17 protein-coding genes, 1 tRNA gene and 1 pseudogene are annotated in these 15,772 nt (G+C 68.3%); 8 read left to right on the forward strand and 11 right to left on the reverse strand.

Annotated elements, in window-relative coordinates; all coding sequences use genetic code 11:
* The 5 genes and pseudogenes from OM513_RS17655 to OM513_RS17675 form a co-directional block, all read right to left on the reverse strand.
* Positions 1-770: pseudogene (locus OM513_RS17655) on the reverse strand (IS3 family transposase); the annotation flags it as partial.
* 99 nt (positions 771-869) lie between these two features.
* Entirely contained in the window at positions 870-2,636 is a 1,767-nt protein-coding gene (recJ, locus tag OM513_RS17660; RefSeq protein ID WP_264946043.1) for a single-stranded-DNA-specific exonuclease RecJ, read from the reverse strand.
* 115 nt (positions 2,637-2,751) lie between these two features.
* Positions 2,752-3,468, reverse strand: coding sequence for a prolyl hydroxylase family protein (locus OM513_RS17665; protein ID WP_264946044.1), 717 nt, complete (start codon positions 3,466-3,468; stop codon positions 2,752-2,754).
* A 156-nt stretch (positions 3,469-3,624) separates the two neighbouring features.
* Complete coding sequence (locus tag OM513_RS17670; protein WP_264946046.1) at positions 3,625-4,710, reverse strand: RcnB family protein; 1,086 nt, start codon at positions 4,708-4,710, stop codon at positions 3,625-3,627.
* 116 nt (positions 4,711-4,826) lie between these two features.
* Positions 4,827-5,291, reverse strand: coding sequence for a (2Fe-2S)-binding protein (locus OM513_RS17675; RefSeq protein WP_264946048.1), 465 nt, complete (start codon positions 5,289-5,291; stop codon positions 4,827-4,829).
* Positions 5,292-5,410: 119 nt separating this feature from the next.
* Between OM513_RS17675 and OM513_RS17680 the strand changes: the two genes are divergently transcribed.
* Positions 5,411-6,211: a DODA-type extradiol aromatic ring-opening family dioxygenase gene (locus OM513_RS17680; RefSeq protein ID WP_264946049.1), complete on the forward strand. Its 801-nt coding sequence runs from the start codon at positions 5,411-5,413 to the stop codon at positions 6,209-6,211.
* Positions 6,212-6,218: 7 nt separating this feature from the next.
* On the opposite strand, the gene OM513_RS17685 is transcribed toward OM513_RS17680, so the two are convergent.
* The gene (locus tag OM513_RS17685; protein WP_264946050.1) at positions 6,219-6,983 is read right to left on the reverse strand and encodes a class II aldolase/adducin family protein; all 765 of its coding nucleotides are present in this window, start codon (positions 6,981-6,983) and stop codon (positions 6,219-6,221) included.
* Between the two features lie 86 nt (positions 6,984-7,069).
* Between OM513_RS17685 and OM513_RS17690 the strand changes: the two genes are divergently transcribed.
* Together OM513_RS17690 and OM513_RS17695 are read left to right on the forward strand one after the other, a co-directional pair.
* Positions 7,070-7,852 (forward strand): enoyl-CoA hydratase-related protein, encoded by a 783-nt coding sequence (locus tag OM513_RS17690; RefSeq protein ID WP_264946051.1) that lies wholly within the window; start codon positions 7,070-7,072, stop codon positions 7,850-7,852.
* A 60-nt stretch (positions 7,853-7,912) separates the two neighbouring features.
* A complete protein-coding gene (locus OM513_RS17695; RefSeq protein ID WP_264946053.1) occupies positions 7,913-8,491 on the forward strand; it encodes an NAD(P)H-dependent oxidoreductase in 579 nt (192 codons plus the stop codon).
* 93 nt (positions 8,492-8,584) lie between these two features.
* On the opposite strand, the gene OM513_RS17700 is transcribed toward OM513_RS17695, so the two are convergent.
* Both OM513_RS17700 and OM513_RS17705 read right to left on the reverse strand, forming a co-directional pair.
* Entirely contained in the window at positions 8,585-9,808 is a 1,224-nt protein-coding gene (locus tag OM513_RS17700; protein ID WP_264946054.1) for an NADP-dependent isocitrate dehydrogenase, read from the reverse strand.
* Between the two features lie 37 nt (positions 9,809-9,845).
* On the reverse strand, positions 9,846-10,529 hold the full coding sequence (locus tag OM513_RS17705; RefSeq protein WP_264946055.1) for a DUF4386 domain-containing protein: 684 nt from the start codon (positions 10,527-10,529) through the stop codon (positions 9,846-9,848).
* 99 nt (positions 10,530-10,628) lie between these two features.
* On the opposite strand from OM513_RS17705, the gene OM513_RS17710 reads away from it, so the two are divergent.
* The gene (locus OM513_RS17710) at positions 10,629-11,357 is read left to right on the forward strand and encodes a phosphatidylserine decarboxylase (protein WP_264946056.1); all 729 of its coding nucleotides are present in this window, start codon (positions 10,629-10,631) and stop codon (positions 11,355-11,357) included.
* A 29-nt stretch (positions 11,358-11,386) separates the two neighbouring features.
* Positions 11,387-12,175: a CDP-diacylglycerol--serine O-phosphatidyltransferase gene (pssA, locus tag OM513_RS17715; RefSeq protein ID WP_264946232.1), complete on the forward strand. Its 789-nt coding sequence runs from the start codon at positions 11,387-11,389 to the stop codon at positions 12,173-12,175.
* Here pssA and OM513_RS17720 read toward each other — a convergent pair.
* Positions 12,114-12,338, reverse strand: a complete 225-nt coding sequence (locus OM513_RS17720; RefSeq protein ID WP_264946057.1) for a hypothetical protein — start codon at positions 12,336-12,338, stop codon at positions 12,114-12,116. The genes pssA and OM513_RS17720 overlap by 62 nt on opposite strands.
* Before the next feature lie 130 nt (positions 12,339-12,468).
* Positions 12,469-12,771, reverse strand: a complete 303-nt coding sequence (locus OM513_RS17725; RefSeq protein ID WP_264946058.1) for a hypothetical protein — start codon at positions 12,769-12,771, stop codon at positions 12,469-12,471.
* A 217-nt stretch (positions 12,772-12,988) separates the two neighbouring features.
* Between OM513_RS17725 and rpsB the strand changes: the two genes are divergently transcribed.
* Both rpsB and tsf read left to right on the forward strand, forming a co-directional pair.
* The gene (rpsB, locus tag OM513_RS17730) at positions 12,989-13,786 is read left to right on the forward strand and encodes a 30S ribosomal protein S2 (protein ID WP_264946060.1); all 798 of its coding nucleotides are present in this window, start codon (positions 12,989-12,991) and stop codon (positions 13,784-13,786) included.
* Between the two features lie 166 nt (positions 13,787-13,952).
* A complete protein-coding gene (gene tsf, locus OM513_RS17735) occupies positions 13,953-14,882 on the forward strand; it encodes a translation elongation factor Ts (RefSeq protein WP_264946062.1) in 930 nt (309 codons plus the stop codon).
* A 125-nt stretch (positions 14,883-15,007) separates the two neighbouring features.
* On the opposite strand, the gene OM513_RS17740 is transcribed toward tsf, so the two are convergent.
* Entirely contained in the window at positions 15,008-15,505 is a 498-nt protein-coding gene (locus OM513_RS17740; protein WP_264946063.1) for a hypothetical protein, read from the reverse strand.
* A 141-nt stretch (positions 15,506-15,646) separates the two neighbouring features.
* On the opposite strand from OM513_RS17740, the gene OM513_RS17745 reads away from it, so the two are divergent.
* Positions 15,647-15,723, forward strand: a tRNA-Arg gene (locus tag OM513_RS17745).
* The last annotated feature ends 49 nt before the right edge of the window (positions 15,724-15,772 follow it).

Genomic DNA, 15,772 nt, shown 5'->3' on the forward strand with positions numbered 1-15,772 from the left:
CAGCCGATCCATGACATCGACGACCTGCTCACCCTTGATGCCCTGGTCTACGTGGATCGCCAGGCACTCGCGGGTATAGGCATCGACCACGGTCAGCGCGCGGAACCGCTTGCCGTTGAACAGCGCGTCCGAGACGAAGTCCATCGCCCAGATCTCGTTCGGCTGTGACGCCAGCGGGCGTTCCACGCGCCGCGCCGCCATCACATGCCGGCGCGGTCTTTTGGCCCGCAGATTAAGGCCTTCCATGCGATACAGCCGTCGAACGCGCTTCACGTTCACCGGCCAGCCCTCGCGCCTGAGCAGCACGTGGATACGCCGATAGCCATAGCGCACGCGCGCCTCGGCGATCTCCTTGATCCGTTGGCGAAGTGGCGCCTGGTCGGGACGCACCGAACGGTACCGGTGCATGCGTCGATCGAACCGCAAGGCGGCACAGCCACGGCGCTCGCTCACGCCATAGCGGTCCTGCACCCAGTGCACGATCTCCCGACGCCGGCCAGGCGCTAAGCTTTTTTTGCCAGAACCTCCTGGAGCATGGCTTTGTCCAGCGACAGATCGGCGACCAGCCTCTTCAGCTTCTGGTTCTCTTCCTCGAGCTGCCGCATCTTGCGCAGCTCCGACGGACCCAGCCCGCCGTACAACTGCTTCCAGCGATAGAAGGTCGCTTCGGATACACCCATCTTCCGGCATACCTCCGCAACCGGCGTGCCCACCTCGGCCTGGCGCAGCGCGAACGCGATCTGCTCGCCCGTGAACTTCGACTTCTTCATCGACAAAATCTCCAGCTCGCTCAGCTTCGATCTTGCCAGATCCCTCTCATACCAACCGGATACATTTTACGGGACAGGGTCAAGAACATGGCCGCCTCCTCAATCCGCCCAGGCGGCGTCGTCGATATGCAGCTCGGCGGCGGGCCGGGCGCCCCAATCGTCGATCCTGGCGCGGCCCGCCAGCCACAGCTTGCGGTGGGGCGGGGCGGAAAGCAGCGCCTGGCCGAGTTCGCTCTCGGCCTGGCGGAAGGCGACCGATTTGAGGCTGCGCCCGTCGTCGCCCGCCACGATCGCGCGGACGTGCCCGCCGGTGCCCACCACATCGGCCTTGATCACGCGCACCGGACCGGTGGCGACCCGCGGCGCGGGCCAGCCCATGCCATAGGGGCCGCCGGCCTCCATCGCCTCCACCAGCGCCGGGTTCACCCCGCCGGGTGCGACCACGGCGTCGAGCAGCAGCGCGCGTTCGCCCATCGCCGCGGCGATCCGCTCCGCCAGCATCTCTTCCAGGAAGTCGGCGAAAGGCTCGATCGCGTCGGCGTTCAGCGTCACGCCCGCCGCCATGGCATGGCCGCCGCCCGCGATCAGCATGCCGCGATCCTTCGCCGCCAGCACCGCCGCGCCCAGATCGACGCCGGGGATGGAGCGGCCCGATCCCTTGCCGATGCCATGATCGTCCACCGCGATCACGATCGCCGGGCGGCCCAGCTTCTCCTTGATCCGCCCCGCGACGATGCCGATCACGCCGGGGTGCCAGCCGTGGCCGGCCAGCACCGCCACCGCGCGATTGCCCTTGGCGGCGGTCAGCGCCTCGGCCGCCTGCTGTACCTCGGCCTCGATCGCGCGGCGTTCCTCGTTCAGCCGGTCCAGCTCGGCGGCGATGGCGCGCGCCTCGTCCGGGTCCTGGGTGGTGAGCAGCCGCACGCCTAGATCGGAACGCCCGACGCGGCCGCCCGCGTTGATCCGCGGCCCCAGCGCGAAGCCCAGGTCGCTCGCGGTCGGAGCGCGGGTGAGGCGGGAGGCGCCGATCAGCGCGTTCATGCCCGGGTTGCGCCGCTGCGCCATCACCTTCAGCCCCTGGGCGACGAATGCGCGGTTGAGCCCCTTTAGCTGGGCGACGTCCGCCACCGTGCCCAGCGCGACCAGATCGAGCAGGTCGAGCAGCCGGGGTTCCTCCGCGCCCTTGAAATAGCCGCGCCCGCGCAGCTCGCGGATCAGCGCCGCGCCCAGCAGGAAGGCGACGCCGACCGCCGCCAGATGTCCGTGCGCGGCGCCTTCGCCCTCGTCCAGCCGGTTGGGGTTCACCAGCGCGAAGGCGGCGGGCAGCTCGGTCGCGCATTTGTGATGATCGCAGACGATCACCTCCACGCCCGCATCGCGCGCCATAGCCAGCGCCTCGAACGCCTGCGCGCCGCAATCGACGGTGACGATCAGCCGCGCGCCTTCGCCGCCCAGCCGAACCAGCGCCTCGCCGGAGGGGCCGTAGCCCTCCATCAGCCGGTCCGGGATATAGGGCCGCGCCTCCAGCCCCAGCGCGCGCAGCAGCAGGATCAGCAGCGCGGCGGAGGTGGCGCCATCGACATCATAGTCGCCGAAGATCGCGACCTGCTCGCGCGCCTCCACCGCATCGGCCAGCCGGCGCGCGGCGAGGTCCATGTCGCGGAAGATCGAGGGATCGGGCATAAACGCGCGGATGCTGGGCGCGCGATGCCGCTCCAGCTCGTCGCGCGGGCAGCCGCGCGCGAGCAGGAGTTGGGTCACCAGATCGTCGGGCGCGAAGCCGGGATCGCGCGCGTCCGCCATCAGCCCGCGCCAGCGCCAGGCCTGGCCCAGGATCGATCGCTCGACGTCCAGCGCGGCCTTCATCGCCTGCGCGCCGGGTTAGGATGGGGAAGGGTGTGAATCTGCACGCGACAAGTCTGTTGCACGCGCGGCGGGGATTGCAAGGGGCGGGGCGGCGAACGCCGCGCCGCGGCCCCGCTCAGGTCATCCGGACGTTGCCGTAATAGGAGGTGAAGGAGCCCTGCACCCAGGGGTTCTCGCGGAACCATTTGGTGATCACATATTTGGTGCCGCTCACCACCTTCATGCCCTCATGCAGCGTGTCGTAATTGGGGCTGCCGTCCGGGAGCATGTTGTTCCAGATGAGCAGCGTGCCGCGCCGGGGGGCGATGCGGATGCCCGCTCGGGGGAACCAGGTGGCGCCGCCTTCCTCGACATCGTTGAGGTAGATCATCGTCGTCCAGGTGCGCTGGCCGCCCTGCGCCTGCATCGCGGGCCAATAGCTCTCGCCTTCATGGAAATAGTCGCAATGCGCGCGGAACTGCTGGCCGGGGGCATAGCGCTGGCCCTGCATCGTCTCGCCATGTTCGGGCGGCACGCCCAGCAGCGCGGCGAGCCCTTCGTCGATCGGGCGCACCTCGTCGGCGTGGCGATTGAGGTCGCAGCTCTCGCTGGTGCGGAACTCCGGGTCCTGGCTGGCGGAGAGCAGCGTGGAGGGGCGCCGGTTCGAATCGATCAGCCCCATCAGCATGTCGCAGTCTTCGTCGCGCAGGTAATTGTGGAAGAGATAGATCTGCGCGCCCTGCGCCGGGGCGCGCTTGATGAAGGGATTGGCTTCCAGCCGGGCGGCCACGTCGCGGCTCACGCGGGCGCGGGTGGAGCTTTGGCCGGGATTCTTGCGGAACAGCAGGCTCATGGCGGCGAATCTTGCCGTCTGTCCCGGCGAATGCAAGTCCCCGTGTCGCCCGTGGTGCGGTGGACGCGGCGGGGGCCTGTCCCGGGGCGCGACGCAAGGAGGCCCGGCCGTGCGATTGCGCGGCCGGGCCTCCCGATGCCACCTGCGGTGACGAACCTACCAGAAGATGTCGTAGATCACGTCGACGACCATGCCCGAGCGGATGTCCACCAGAACGGCGTCGTTGTAGTAGCGCACCCAGCGGTACGGCCCATAGGCCGGCGGCAGGCGATAGTACCACGGATCGTTGATCCAGTAATCCGGCGCGAACAGCAGCGACGCGAGCGTGAAGCCGATCGAGAACCGGGTGTAGCCATATCCCCAGCCGCTGGGCGCATAGTAGCGCGGCAGGCGATAGTAGTTGCGATACTGGCTGCGATGGCCGCGCCAGTCATAGCGGCGATCGTCGCGCCAGTTGCGCGTCCAGCTCCGCCGGTCGCTCAGCGCGCCGCTCCAGCGCGAGTCGTCGCGCCAGTCGTTGTAGCGCCGGCCGCCGCCGTTGCCGTTCCAGTTGCCGCGGTTGCCGCCGCCGTTGTTCCAGCCGCCGTCGCGACGCCCGTCGCCACGGTTGCCGTTCCAGCCCGGCTGGCCGCCACTGCGGCCGCCATTGCCGTTCCAGCGCTGGCCGCCGCCGTTGCCGCCATTGTTCCCGCCGTTCCAGCCGGGCTGGCCGCCGCTGCGTCCGCCGTTGGGGCCGGCCTGGCTGCTCTGACCGCCGCCACGCCCGCCGTTGCCGCCCCAGCGCTGGCCGCCACTGCTGCCGCCGCCGTTCGAACTGGACTGGCCGGGCTGCCCGCGGCCGCCATTGCCGCCCCAGCGCTGACCGCCGCTGTTGCCGCCGCCGTTGCCGTTCCACATGGGAGCGCTGCCGCCGTTGTTGCCGCGCGCAACCGGCGGATTGCCGCCGTTGCCGCCGCCATTACCGTTCCAGCGCGGCTGGCCGCCGTTGTTGCTGCCGCCGTTCCACTGCGAACGCTGAGGAGGCGCGCTGGGCTGGCTCGACTGGGGCTGGCTCGATTGGGGCCGGCTGCGCTGAGGCGCTTGCGAACGCCATCCGCCGCTATCGTCGGACGAGCCGCGACCCTCGGCGCGATGGCCGCCACGGTTTTCGCCGCCACGCCAGCCGCGGCCATCCTGGGCGAGCGCGGAAGCGGGGACGAGTGCACTTGCGGCAACCAGCGCCGCGATAATGGGCTTGAGCATTCCTCTGGTCTCCCGACCCGGCAATCGCGCCGGATTTCTTATGAAGGTTGCTCTATGGTAACCAAGCTGACTTGTTGCTGAACTGTAGTGAAAGTCAGTTGTAAGCTTTGCCGGCTTCAGGGGGCCTCGCCCCGGGCGATCCGCGCCGCCAGCTCGATCGCGTCGAGCAGGCGCGGATAGATGCCGCACCGGCAGATGTTGGGGATCGCCGCCTTGATGTCGTCCTCGCTGGGGTTGCGGTTGGTGCGCAACAGCACCGACGCGGCCATCACCACGCCGGGGATGCAATAGCCGCACTGGGGCACGTTGCCGGCGATCAGCGCCTCCTGCACCGGATGCGAGCGATCGGACGACAGCCCCTCGATCGTGGTGATGAAGGTGCCCTCCAGCCCCCCGATCGGCTCGCGGCAGGCCAGCCGCGCCGATCCGTCCACATCCACGGTGCAGGCGCCGCAATCGCCGGTGCCGCAGCCATATTTGGTGCCGGTCAGGTTGGATGCGTCGCGCAGCGCCCACAGCAGCGGCGTCTGCGGGTCCAGCTTATACTCGACGGGCTGGTTGTTGACGGTGAAGCGAGTCATGCCGCGCCGACCATAGCTGGCAGGGACGCCGGGATCAAAGCGCCGGGGCACGCGGACGGAAACGCGCCGTTTCCGCAACCGCCATTGTGTCCTGCGCCGGCAGGGCCGACATGACGGGCATGACACTTCCCACCCTGTTCATCCCGCACGGCGGCGGCCCCTGCTTCTTCATGGACCCGGCGGGCGGCCCGCCCGACCCGACATGGCGCCCGATGCAGGCCTATCTGGCCGGGCTGATCGAGAGCCTTCCGGAACGTCCGCGCGCCATCCTGCTGGTGTCCGGCCATTGGGAGGAGCCGCAGGCCACCGTCCATACCGGCAGCGGCCAGCCGCTCTATTTCGACTATTACGGCTTCCCCGAGCATACCTATCGCCTGCGCTGGGACGCGCCGGGCGCCCCCGATGTGGCGCTGCGTGCGGCGGAGCTGCTGTCGGCGGCCGGCTTCCCCGCGGGTGAGGAGCGCGAGCGCGGGTGGGACCATGGCGTCTTCATCCCGATGAAGGTCGCGGTGCCGGGCGCGGAAATCCCGCTGGCCCAGCTCTCGCTGCGCCGCGACCTCGATCCGGAAGCGCATATCGCGATGGGCCGCGCGCTGGCGCCGCTACGCGACGAAGGCGTGCTGATCGTCGGCTCGGGCATGAGCTTCCACAACCTGCGCGAACGCGGTCCGCATGTCACGGATCGGGCGGCGTTGTGGGACGCGGCGTTGACCGACGCGGCCACCGATCCCGATCCTGCCCGCCGCGCGGCGCGCGTGGCGGCATGGGAAGCGCTGCCCTTCGCCCGCTTCGCGCATCCGCGCGAGGAGCATCTGCTGCCGCTGATGGTTGCGCTCGGCGCGGGCGGAGAGGGGCCGGCGCGGCTCGATCATCGCAGCGCGGTGTTCGGCTGGGCGGTGTCGGGCTACCGCTTCGGGTAGCCGGGGCTCACTCGCGCCAGCCCTTGTCGATCCGGTCGGCCAGCCGCACCATCGCGGCGAAATCGGGCGCGCCGAAGCCGCCGGGCAGCGCCACCTTGCTCATGTCGCGCTGATGCACGGCCACCACCTCCGGCGGCACCACGACCGGCTTGACCCCCGTCTTGAGGATATCGAGCTGGATCTCGCAGGCGCGCTGGAGCAGCCAGTGCTTCATGAAGGCCTCCGGCACTGTCTGGCCCATCACCAGGATGCCGTGGTTCTTCAGGAACATCACCCGCTTGTCGCCCAGATTCTCGACCAGGCGCACGCCCTCTTCGGAGCGCACCGTGATGCCTTCGAAATCATGGTAGGCGATATGGCCCATCAGGAAGCAGGAATAGAAGTTGAGCGGCTGGAGCCCGCCCTCGATCGCGCTGACCGCCATCCCGGCCGTGGTATGGGTATGCGCGATGCAATGCGCATCGGGCAGGTCGCGGTGGAACACCGAATGCTGGGTGAAGCCCGCCAGGTTCACCGGATAGGGGCTGTCGCACAGCTTGTTGCCCTCGATATCGATCTTGACGAGGTTGGAGGCGGTCACCTCGCTGAAATGCAGGCCATAGGGGTTGATCAGGAAGGCGTTTTCTTCCCCCGGAACGCGCAGCGTGATGTGGTTGTAGATCAGCTCGGACCATCCGAGCATATCGAAGACGCGGTAGCAGGCGGCAAGCTGCTGGCGTGCGGCCCATTCGGCTTCGCTGACCTTCGACTGCTGCTTGATCGCGGTGGCCATTGACCCTCTCCTAAATTTTCGTGGATGCGGTATGCCACGCACGCGGCACCCATCGCAACCTGAAGCCGCAACCGGAAGGAGAGGCAGTGGCCTACGAACATATTCTCGTCGAAGCACGCGGCGACGTGCTTGCCATCACGCTAAACCGGCCGGAACGGCTGAACGCGGCACCGGCCGCGATGTTCGACGAGATCGCCGCGGTGCTGGCCGCGCTGGAGGGCGCGCGCGCAGTGTTGTTCCAGGGGGCGGGAAGGGCGTTCTGTTCGGGCGCGGACATCGCCGGCGGCGCGCTGGGCGCGGGCGATCCCGCCGCCGCGACCTATGCCGCGCTGACCGAACATTATAATCCGGCGCTGGAGGCGATCGCGGCGCTCGACGTGCCGGTGGTCAGCGCCGTGCGCGGCGCGGCGGCGGGAATCGGGTGCAGCCTGGCGCTGGCCGCCGATTTCTGCGTGGCGAGCGAGACCGCCTATTTCCTCCAGGCCTTCGTCAACATCGGGCTGGTGCCCGATGGCGGCGCGAGTTGGATGCTGCCGCGCCTGATCGGCCGCGCCCGCGCGCTGGAAATGATGATGCTGGGCGAGCGCGTGCCCGCGGCCCGGGCGCTGGAATGGGGCATGATCCATTCGGTGGCGGCGGACGACGCGCTCGACGCGGCCGGATGGGCGCTGGCCGAACGGCTGGCGGCCGGCCCCACCGTCGCGCTGGGCCTGATGCGGCGCAATGTGCAGGCGGCCTTCAGCACCGATCTGGCCACCGCCATGGGCAGGGAGGCGGAGGCCCAGCGCGCCGTGCGCGGCACCAGCGATTCGATGGAGGGTGGCATGGCCTTCCTCCAGAAGCGCAAGCCAGCGTTCCAGGGCAGGTAGCCCAACCGTTACGGGGCTCTACCGATGGCGGACCGGCCCGGTATGCCGGATAGGTTCGCCATGCCCCGCAAAATCGCCCTGATCGATGCCCATCCCGACCCGGATCCGGCCCGTTTCGTCCATGCCCTGGCGGTCGCCTATGCCGAGGGTGCCGAGGCGGGGGGCCATGCGGTGCGCCGCATCGATCTCGCGCGGCTGGACTTTCCGTTGCTCCGCAGCCCGGCCGACTGGAAGACGGGAACGCCTGTCGCCGATATCATTGCCGCGCAGGAGGTTATCGCTTGGGCGGATCATATCGTGATCCTCTATCCATTGTGGCTGGGCGACATGCCCGCGCTGCTCAAGGGTTTCCTCGAACAGGTGGCGCGCCCCGGCTATGCGATCGCGGCCGATGCCGCGATGAAGCCGGTGCTGAAGGGCAAGTCCGCGCGCGTGGTGGTGACAATGGGAATGCCCGGCTTGGTCTATCGCATCTGGTTCCGCGCCCACAGCCTGCTGAGCCTGAAGCGCAACATCCTGGAGTTCGTCGGCATCCGGCCGGTGCGAACCACCGTGTTCGGGCTGGTCGAGGGATCGAGCGCGGAGACGCGCGCGGGCTGGGTCGCCAGGATGCGCGCGATGGGGCGCCGGGGCGAATAGCAGGCGAACCGGCCGGAGCATGCCGCCGCCAGGAAAAAGCCCCCGGGGAGGGTATCCCCGGGGGCTTTTCCTTTCACGCGACGGTGGCGGCGATCAGGCCCATTTGGCCATCGCGGCTTCCAGGTTGACGCGGATCGCCTCGAAGAACTGCTCGGTGGTCATCCACGGCTGGTCCGGGCCGATCAGGATCGCCAGGTCCTTGGTCATCGCGCCCGATTCGACGGTCTCGATGCACACGCGCTCCAGCGTTTCGGCGAAGCGGGTCACGTCGGGCGTGCCGTCGAACTTGCCGCGGAACTTGAGGCCGCCGGTCCAGGCGAAGATCGACGCGATCGGATTGGTCGAGGTCGCCTTGCCCTGCTGGTGCTGGCGATAGTGGCGGGTGACGGTGCCGTGCGCCGCCTCTGCCTCGATCGTCTTGCCGTCCGGCGACATCAGCACCGAGGTCATCAGGCCCAGCGAGCCGAAGCCCTGAGCCACCTGGTCCGACTGGACGTCGCCGTCATAGTTCTTGCAGGCCCAGACGAACTCGCCGCTCCACTTGAGCGCGCTGGCGACCATGTCGTCGATCAGGCGGTGCTCATAGACGATGCCGGCTTCCTTGAACTTCGCGGCATAGCCCTCGGTGTCGAACACCTCCTGGAACAGATCCTTGAAACGGCCGTCATAGGCCTTGAGGATCGTGTTCTTGGTGGAGAGATACACCGGCCACTTGAGGTTGAGGCCATAGTTGAACGACGCACGAGCGAAATCGCGGATCGAGTCGTCCAGGTTGTACATCGCCATCGCGACGCCGCCGCCGGGGAAGTTGAACACCTCGCGATCGATCTTCTCGCCGTTGTCGCCTTCCCACACCAGGCGCAGCTTGCCCGAGGAGGGGACCACGAAATCGGTGGCGCGATACTGGTCGCCAAAGGCGTGGCGGCCCACCACGATCGGCTTGGTCCAGCCCGGGATCAGGCGCGGCACGTTGGAGATCACGATCGGCTCGCGGAACACCACGCCGCCCAGGATGTTGCGGATCGTGCCGTTCGGCGACTTCCACATCTCCTTGAGATTGAACTCCTTAACGCGCGCCTCGTCCGGCGTGATGGTGGCGCACTTCACGCCCACGCCATATTGCTTGATCGCGTTGGCGCTATCGATGGTGATCTGGTCGTTGGTCTCGTCGCGCTTCTCGACCGACAGGTCGTAGTACTTCAGCTCGATGTCGAGATAGGGGAGGATCAGGCGCTCGCGGATCCACTGCCAGATGATCCGCGTCATTTCGTCGCCGTCGATCTCGACGACCGGGGTCAGCACCTTGATCTTCGCCATGCTCACATCCTGTTGTTCGGGAGGTTTGGCGGTGCGTCTAGGAGGAAGGCGCGGGGTGATCAAGCGGTGCGCAGGGCCGGGCGCCCGCAATCAGCAGCCAGAGGGCGGTCCCGATCTCGCCGGCGGCCGCGGGGAGCGGCACGAACTGCATCCAGGCGGCCGATCCCAGCTCCGGCGCCAGCACGAACACCGCCACCCTCACCAGATAGCCCAGGCACCCAAGGATCAGCAGCACGCCCAGCAGGCGCGGGATCGGCGCCGCGCGCACGATCAGATAGCCCAGCGGCAGCAGCCACAGGCCCCAGAATATCTGCACCATCATCATCCCGCTGGAATAGGCGCCGGCGATCGCCGCGACATCGGGCACCGCCGCGCCCGCCTCTATCGCACGCAGCATGTCGAGGCGGCGGCCCAGGTTGAGCAGCGCCATCGACACGCTCACCACCGCGAACAGCAGCATCAGCCGCGCGGCGAGCGGCCCCGCGGGCTCCAGCAGCCGGTGGAGCGCGACGGGCAGCAGCAGGAAGGCCAGATAGCAGACGATCCCCGCCGCGATTCCGGCGCGGAACAGCGCCTCCTGCGCGGCGATGTTGCGGATGCTCGCGGCCATATCGCCATCGACCATGATCTGCGACGGCACATAGGCCAGGCTGAACATCCCCGTCGCGACCACGATCATATAGAGCAGCCCGGCGATCCTGGCGGTTGTGACGATACGCATCTTTCCTCCCGGCCGTAGTGCCTGCGCCACGGCATAGTCCTGGCGTGTTGTTCGGGCAATACACTAGCTTTGCGGCGGTCGCGCGGCTACAGCGCGCCAATGGCATCGCAAGACACGCCGGAGCCCGGCACGCCCATCATCAAATGGCGCTTTCCACCGATCCATCCCGAAGGCCGTAAATATGTGCTGATCGCCGGGGTGATCGCGCTCGTGAGCCTGTTCGTCTGGAGCTATATCACCTGGCCGCTGGTGTTCCTCACGCTGGGCGTGGCGGCATTCTTCCGCGATCCGGAACGCGCCACGCCGCAGGGCGAGGGGCTGCTCGTATCGCCCGCCGATGGGCTGGTGACGATGATCCAGCGCGTGCCCGTGCCGCGCGAGCTGGCCGGGGAGGGCGCGCTGGGCGATGCGCCGATGGTGCGCGTGTCGATCTTCATGAGCGTGTTCGACGTGCATGTGAACCGCACGCCGATCACGGGCGAGGTGCGTCAGCTCGTCTATGTCTCCGGCAAGTTCCTCAACGCCGATCTCGACAAGGCGAGCGAGGAGAATGAGCGGCAATATTTCGTGGTGGAGGACCGCCACGGGCTGCGCGTCGGCTTCACCCAGATCGCCGGGCTGGTGGCGCGGCGGATCGTGGGCTTCGTGAAGCCCGGGGACATGGTGGTGGCCGGCCAGCGCGTCGGGCTGATCCGCTTCGGCAGCCGCGTCGACGTGTTCCTGCCCGAAGGCTATGCGCCCGCGGTCGCGCTGGGCCAGCGGGCCGTGGCGGGGGAGACGGTGATCGCGCGCCTTGGCGGCGAGCCGGTGAAGGGCGTGATCCAGTGAGCCGCGCGCCCCGCGCCCGCGGCCGCATCATGGTTCCCCGCGGGCGCGGCGGCATTCCGCTGCGCGCTATCCCGCCCAATGTCGTCACCGCGCTCGCGCTGTGCGTGGGACTGACCAGCATCCGCTTCGCGATCAACGGCCAGTGGGAGGTCGCGGTGGTGATGATCCTGGCGGCCGCGCTGCTCGACGGGATCGACGGGCGCATCGCCCGCTTCATGCGCGGCGAAAGCCGGTTCGGAGCGGAGCTGGACAGCCTGTCGGACGTGATCGCGTTCGGCGTGGCGCCGGCGGTGATGCTCTATCTCTGGTCGCTGCAGAACCTGCGCGGCTATGGCTGGATGATCGCGCTGGTCCATGCGCTGTGCTGTGCGCTGCGGCTCGCGCGCTTCAACGCCCAGATCGACCTGGATCATCAGCCGCACAAGTCCGCGGGCTTCCTCACCGGGGTTCCCGCCCCGGCGGGCGCCATGCTCGCGCTCGCGCCGCTCTATCTGTGGATCTGGAGCGAGGACCCGCTGTTCCGCCAGCCCTGGCTCGTCGGGCCGTGGACTGCGCTGGTCGCGCTGCTGATGGTGTCGAGCGTGGCGACCTGGTCGGCGGCGTCGATCCGGGTGAAGGAGCGCGTCCGCTTCGAGGTGGTGGTGCTGCTCGTCGTCGTCGCGGCGGCGATCGTGTCGGCGCCCTGGCCGGCGCTCTCGGTCGTGATGCTGCTGTACCTGGCGTCGATCCCGCTCGCGATGCGCCGGTATGCGCGGATCAGGCGGCTTGCCGAAGCTCCGGCCGGTACGCCGGCCGCGCCTGGGGAACCGGGCGCATAGCCGCACGAACGCGCGGGGCGGGGGGCAGTTCGGCGCCGATCACCGGGCCATATTCGAGCAGGAACAAAATCCGCCCCAGCCGCGGCCGAACCGTGGCGACGATCGACCACACCGAAATCGCCAGCACGCCAGCGAAGAAAGCCATTCCCAGAAGCGCGGCCATGTTCCGTTCCCCCTCGTTCCCGAATGGGCACTTTATGTTCCGTTCATGTTCCATTGGTCAAGCGCAAAATGGAACAAAAGAGGATTATGGGTCGGCGGCTGCGAACTGGCCGCTGTGGCAGAGGCCGGAATCAGGCTTCTTCGGCCTCGATCTCCTTCCTGAGCCTCATTCCGCGCAGGCCGGCGAATATGCCGACGACCAATGCCGGGATCAGATAGGCGGTGAATCCGTCCCACCGGTAAGGGCCGCCATTGGCGGCAGCGAACCCATAGATCGCGCTTGAGGTGCAATAAGCCGCGACGACCGACAGCAGCTTTCCCGCAACGGGATCGTTGAAAACTCTCTTGAAGAGGATGAATTCCCATAACATGTGCAGGACGTAGATGGCGATAAGCCCGCCGATCAGTGCCCCGGTGCTATATGCACTAAACATGATCTATTCCCCCCTCGAATTACAGACGGGCTATCATGCAGCAATCGGGGGGGCAGCATATCCCCAGGCTAGATATCCCCAGGCTAGAGAGCTTGCCTTTCTTCCAGCCGGGCGCTATGGGCGCGCCCTCAAACCCGCATGGGAAGCAACATAGACCGGTGCCCTCGTCCGCGGGGGTGCGCGCTTCCCAGAGGCTCAACCGGAAGGAGTTATCCCTATGGCGGCACCCGTCGTCACCATGCAGCAGTTGCTCGAATCGGGCGCGCATTTCGGCCACCAGACGCACCGCTGGAACCCGAAGATGAAGCCCTACATCTTCGGCGATCGCAACGGCGTCCACATTATCGACCTGTCGCAGACCGTGCCGCTCTTCGCGCGCGCTCTCCAGTTCGTGTCGGACACGGTCGCCGCCGGCGGCAAGGTGCTGTTCGTCGGCACCAAGCGCCAGGCCCAGGAAGCGATCGCCGAGGCGGCGCGCAAGTCCGGCCAGCACTTCGTCAACCACCGCTGGCTGGGCGGCATGCTCACCAACTGGAAGACCATCAGCCAGTCGATCAAGCGCCTCAAGAGCCTTGAGGAGCAGCTTTCGGGCGACACGCACGGCCTGACCAAGAAGGAAGTGCTGAACCTGACCCGCGAGCGCGACAAGCTGGAGCTGTCGCTGGGCGGCATCCGCGACATGGGCGGCGTTCCCGACATCATGTTCGTGATCGACGCGAACAAGGAAGAGCTGGCGATCAAGGAAGCCAACACGCTGGGCATCCCGGTCGTCGCGATCCTCGATTCGAACGTGAGCCCGGACGGCATCGCCTTCCCGGTGCCCGCGAACGACGACGCGAGCCGCGCGATCCGCCTCTATTGCGAGGCGATCGCCATCGCCGCCACCCGCGGCGGGCATGACGCCTTCGTCTCCTCGGGCGTGGATTTCGGCGCGATGGCCGAGCCGCCGGTCGAGCCGGCCGTGGCCGAGGTCGCCGTCGAGGCGGTGGAGACCGAGCGCCAGCTCGACGCCTGAGGCGTTTCGACAAGCTCGACTTTTTTCCGTTCGTGCTGAGCTTGTCGAAGCACCGTCTTTCTCTTGTAACGAAGAGGACGGACGGCCCTTCGACAGGCTCAGGGCGAACGGTTCGCTATGTAACCCGTTGGAGCCGCACAGGCTCACGAGAGTAAAGGAAAGCACGATGGCCGAGATCACCGCATCCGCCGTGAAGGAACTGCGCGAGCGCTCCGGCGCCGGCATGATGGACTGCAAGAAGGCGCTGGCCGAGACCAACGGCGACATGGAAGCCGCCAGCGACTGGCTGCGCGCCAAGGGCCTGGCCGCCGCCGCCAAGAAGTCGAGCCGCACCGCGGCCGAGGGCCTCGTCGGCATCGCCGTCGCGGGCACCAAGGGCGCGGCCGTTGAGGTCAACTCCGAGACCGACTTCGTCGCCAAGAACGAGCAGTTCCAGGCGTTCGTCCGCGACGTGACCGCGCTGGCGCTCGAGACCGGCGAGGACATCGAGGCGCTGAAGGCCGCGACGATGCCGTCGGGCGTGTCGGTGGCGGATGCGCTGACCAACAATGTCGCGACGATCGGCGAGAACCAGAACCTGCGCCGCGCGAAGGTGCTCTCGGTCGCCGCCGGCGCCGTGATCCCCTATGTCCACAATGCCGCGGCCCCGGGCCTGGGCAAGATCGGCGTGCTCGTCGCGCTCGAATCGGACGCGGGCGTCGACGTGCTGGAGCCGCTGGGCAAGCAGATCGCGATGCACATCGCCGCCGCCTTCCCGCTGGCGCTGAACGAAGAGGGCCTCGATCCCGAGATCCTGAAGCGCGAGCGCGCGATCGCGGCCGAGAAGGCCTCCGAGAGCGGCAAGCCCGCCGACATCATCGAGAAGATGCTCGACGGTGCGGTGAAGAAGTTCGCCAAGGAGAACGCGCTGCTCAGCCAGCTCTTCGTGATCGACAACAAGACCCCGGTCGGCGACGTGGTGGCCAAGGCGGCCAAGGACGCCGGTACCGCGATCGTGCTCAAGGACTATGTCCGCTTCCAGCTCGGCGAGGGCATCGCCAAGGAAGAGAGCGACTTCGCCGCCGAGGTGGCTGCGGCCGCGGGCGTGAAGAACTGATCCCGTCCGGAGCGGCCCCGGCCGCTCCGCCACGGCAGCAAAAGGGCGCGGTCACCCCCGGGTGGCCGCGCCCTTTTCGTTTCCGGATCGGCGGGAGCCGGGCCGCGGCGGCCCGGCGGTGTTCGTCAGCGCCCGGCGAGCGCGGCTTCGAGCGCGGTGATGCGGGCGTCCTGTTCGGTGGCGACCACGGTCAGGCTCGCGATGGCGGCGTCGATCGCGGGATAGGGGGGAAGGCCCTGTTTGCCCCGGGCGATGGCCACCTCCTCCAGGTCCTGGAGCGTATCGAGCACGGCCGAGCGGCGCAGCCCGAGCCGGGCCAGTGCCTTGTGGGCGTTCAGCCAGGGCTCCGATCCCTCGGGCAGGCCGCGCGCCACGGCGATGCTTGCCTCGGCCGCCTGGGCGGCGCTGGCGAATTCGCTGCGGGCGGCGTCGATACCGGCGAGCGCGGCGGTTGCCTGCGCATCCAGCGCGGGATCGGGGGGCGCCACGGGGGCGGGGCGATCGGGCTCCGCCATCCCCTGCGATTCGATCGGGCGCGGCAGCAGCGAGGGATATTCGCCGTCCGGCGCGGTACACGCCGACAGCGTGGCGGCAACGGGCAGGAGGAGGGCGAGGCTGCGCATCACCACTGCTCTATGCGCCTGCGGTGGCGCGCGCAACGGCGATGCGCGGGCGGCGCGGCGGCCCCGCGGGGATAAGGTGAAAAAGGTGTCGAAACAGGGGTTGCGCTCCGGCGCGACCGCTTCTATGTGCCGCTCTCCCACGCGCCCGTAGCTCAGCTGGATAGAGCATCAGACTACGAATCTGAGGGTCGGACGTTCGAATCGTTCCGGGCGCGCCATTTTCTCCACAGCGTTGATCACGCGCCTGCGGGCGCACCGTCGGCCGCG

Source organism: Sphingomonas canadensis (genome assembly GCF_026013525.1).
GTDB classification, from domain to species: domain Bacteria; phylum Pseudomonadota; class Alphaproteobacteria; order Sphingomonadales; family Sphingomonadaceae; genus Sphingomonas; species Sphingomonas canadensis.

Excerpts from the sequence above, each read along its gene's own strand:
- OM513_RS17670 (WP_264946046.1), bottom strand. The coding sequence starts at position 4,710 with ATGCTCAAGCCCATTATCGCGGCGCTGGTTGCCGCAAGTGCACTCGTC.
- OM513_RS17665 (WP_264946044.1), bottom strand. The coding sequence starts at position 3,468 with ATGAGCCTGCTGTTCCGCAAGAATCCCGGCCAAAGCTCCACCCGCGCC.
- OM513_RS17700 (WP_264946054.1), bottom strand. The coding sequence starts at position 9,808 with ATGGCGAAGATCAAGGTGCTGACCCCGGTCGTCGAGATCGACGGCGAC.
- OM513_RS17725 (WP_264946058.1), bottom strand. The coding sequence starts at position 12,771 with ATGTTTAGTGCATATAGCACCGGGGCACTGATCGGCGGGCTTATCGCC.
- OM513_RS17685 (WP_264946050.1), bottom strand. The coding sequence starts at position 6,983 with ATGGCCACCGCGATCAAGCAGCAGTCGAAGGTCAGCGAAGCCGAATGG.
- OM513_RS17720 (WP_264946057.1), bottom strand. The coding sequence starts at position 12,338 with ATGGCCGCGCTTCTGGGAATGGCTTTCTTCGCTGGCGTGCTGGCGATT.
- OM513_RS17710 (WP_264946056.1), top strand. The coding sequence starts at position 10,629 with ATGGCATCGCAAGACACGCCGGAGCCCGGCACGCCCATCATCAAATGG.
- OM513_RS17675 (WP_264946048.1), bottom strand. The coding sequence starts at position 5,291 with ATGACTCGCTTCACCGTCAACAACCAGCCCGTCGAGTATAAGCTGGAC.
- rpsB (WP_264946060.1), top strand. The coding sequence starts at position 12,989 with ATGGCGGCACCCGTCGTCACCATGCAGCAGTTGCTCGAATCGGGCGCG.
- tsf (WP_264946062.1), top strand. The coding sequence starts at position 13,953 with ATGGCCGAGATCACCGCATCCGCCGTGAAGGAACTGCGCGAGCGCTCC.
- OM513_RS17740 (WP_264946063.1), bottom strand. The coding sequence starts at position 15,505 with ATGCGCAGCCTCGCCCTCCTCCTGCCCGTTGCCGCCACGCTGTCGGCG.
- recJ (WP_264946043.1), bottom strand. The coding sequence starts at position 2,636 with ATGAAGGCCGCGCTGGACGTCGAGCGATCGATCCTGGGCCAGGCCTGG.
- pssA (WP_264946232.1), top strand. The coding sequence starts at position 11,387 with ATGGTTCCCCGCGGGCGCGGCGGCATTCCGCTGCGCGCTATCCCGCCC.
- OM513_RS17695 (WP_264946053.1), top strand. The coding sequence starts at position 7,913 with ATGCCCCGCAAAATCGCCCTGATCGATGCCCATCCCGACCCGGATCCG.
- OM513_RS17705 (WP_264946055.1), bottom strand. The coding sequence starts at position 10,529 with ATGCGTATCGTCACAACCGCCAGGATCGCCGGGCTGCTCTATATGATC.
- OM513_RS17680 (WP_264946049.1), top strand. The coding sequence starts at position 5,411 with ATGACACTTCCCACCCTGTTCATCCCGCACGGCGGCGGCCCCTGCTTC.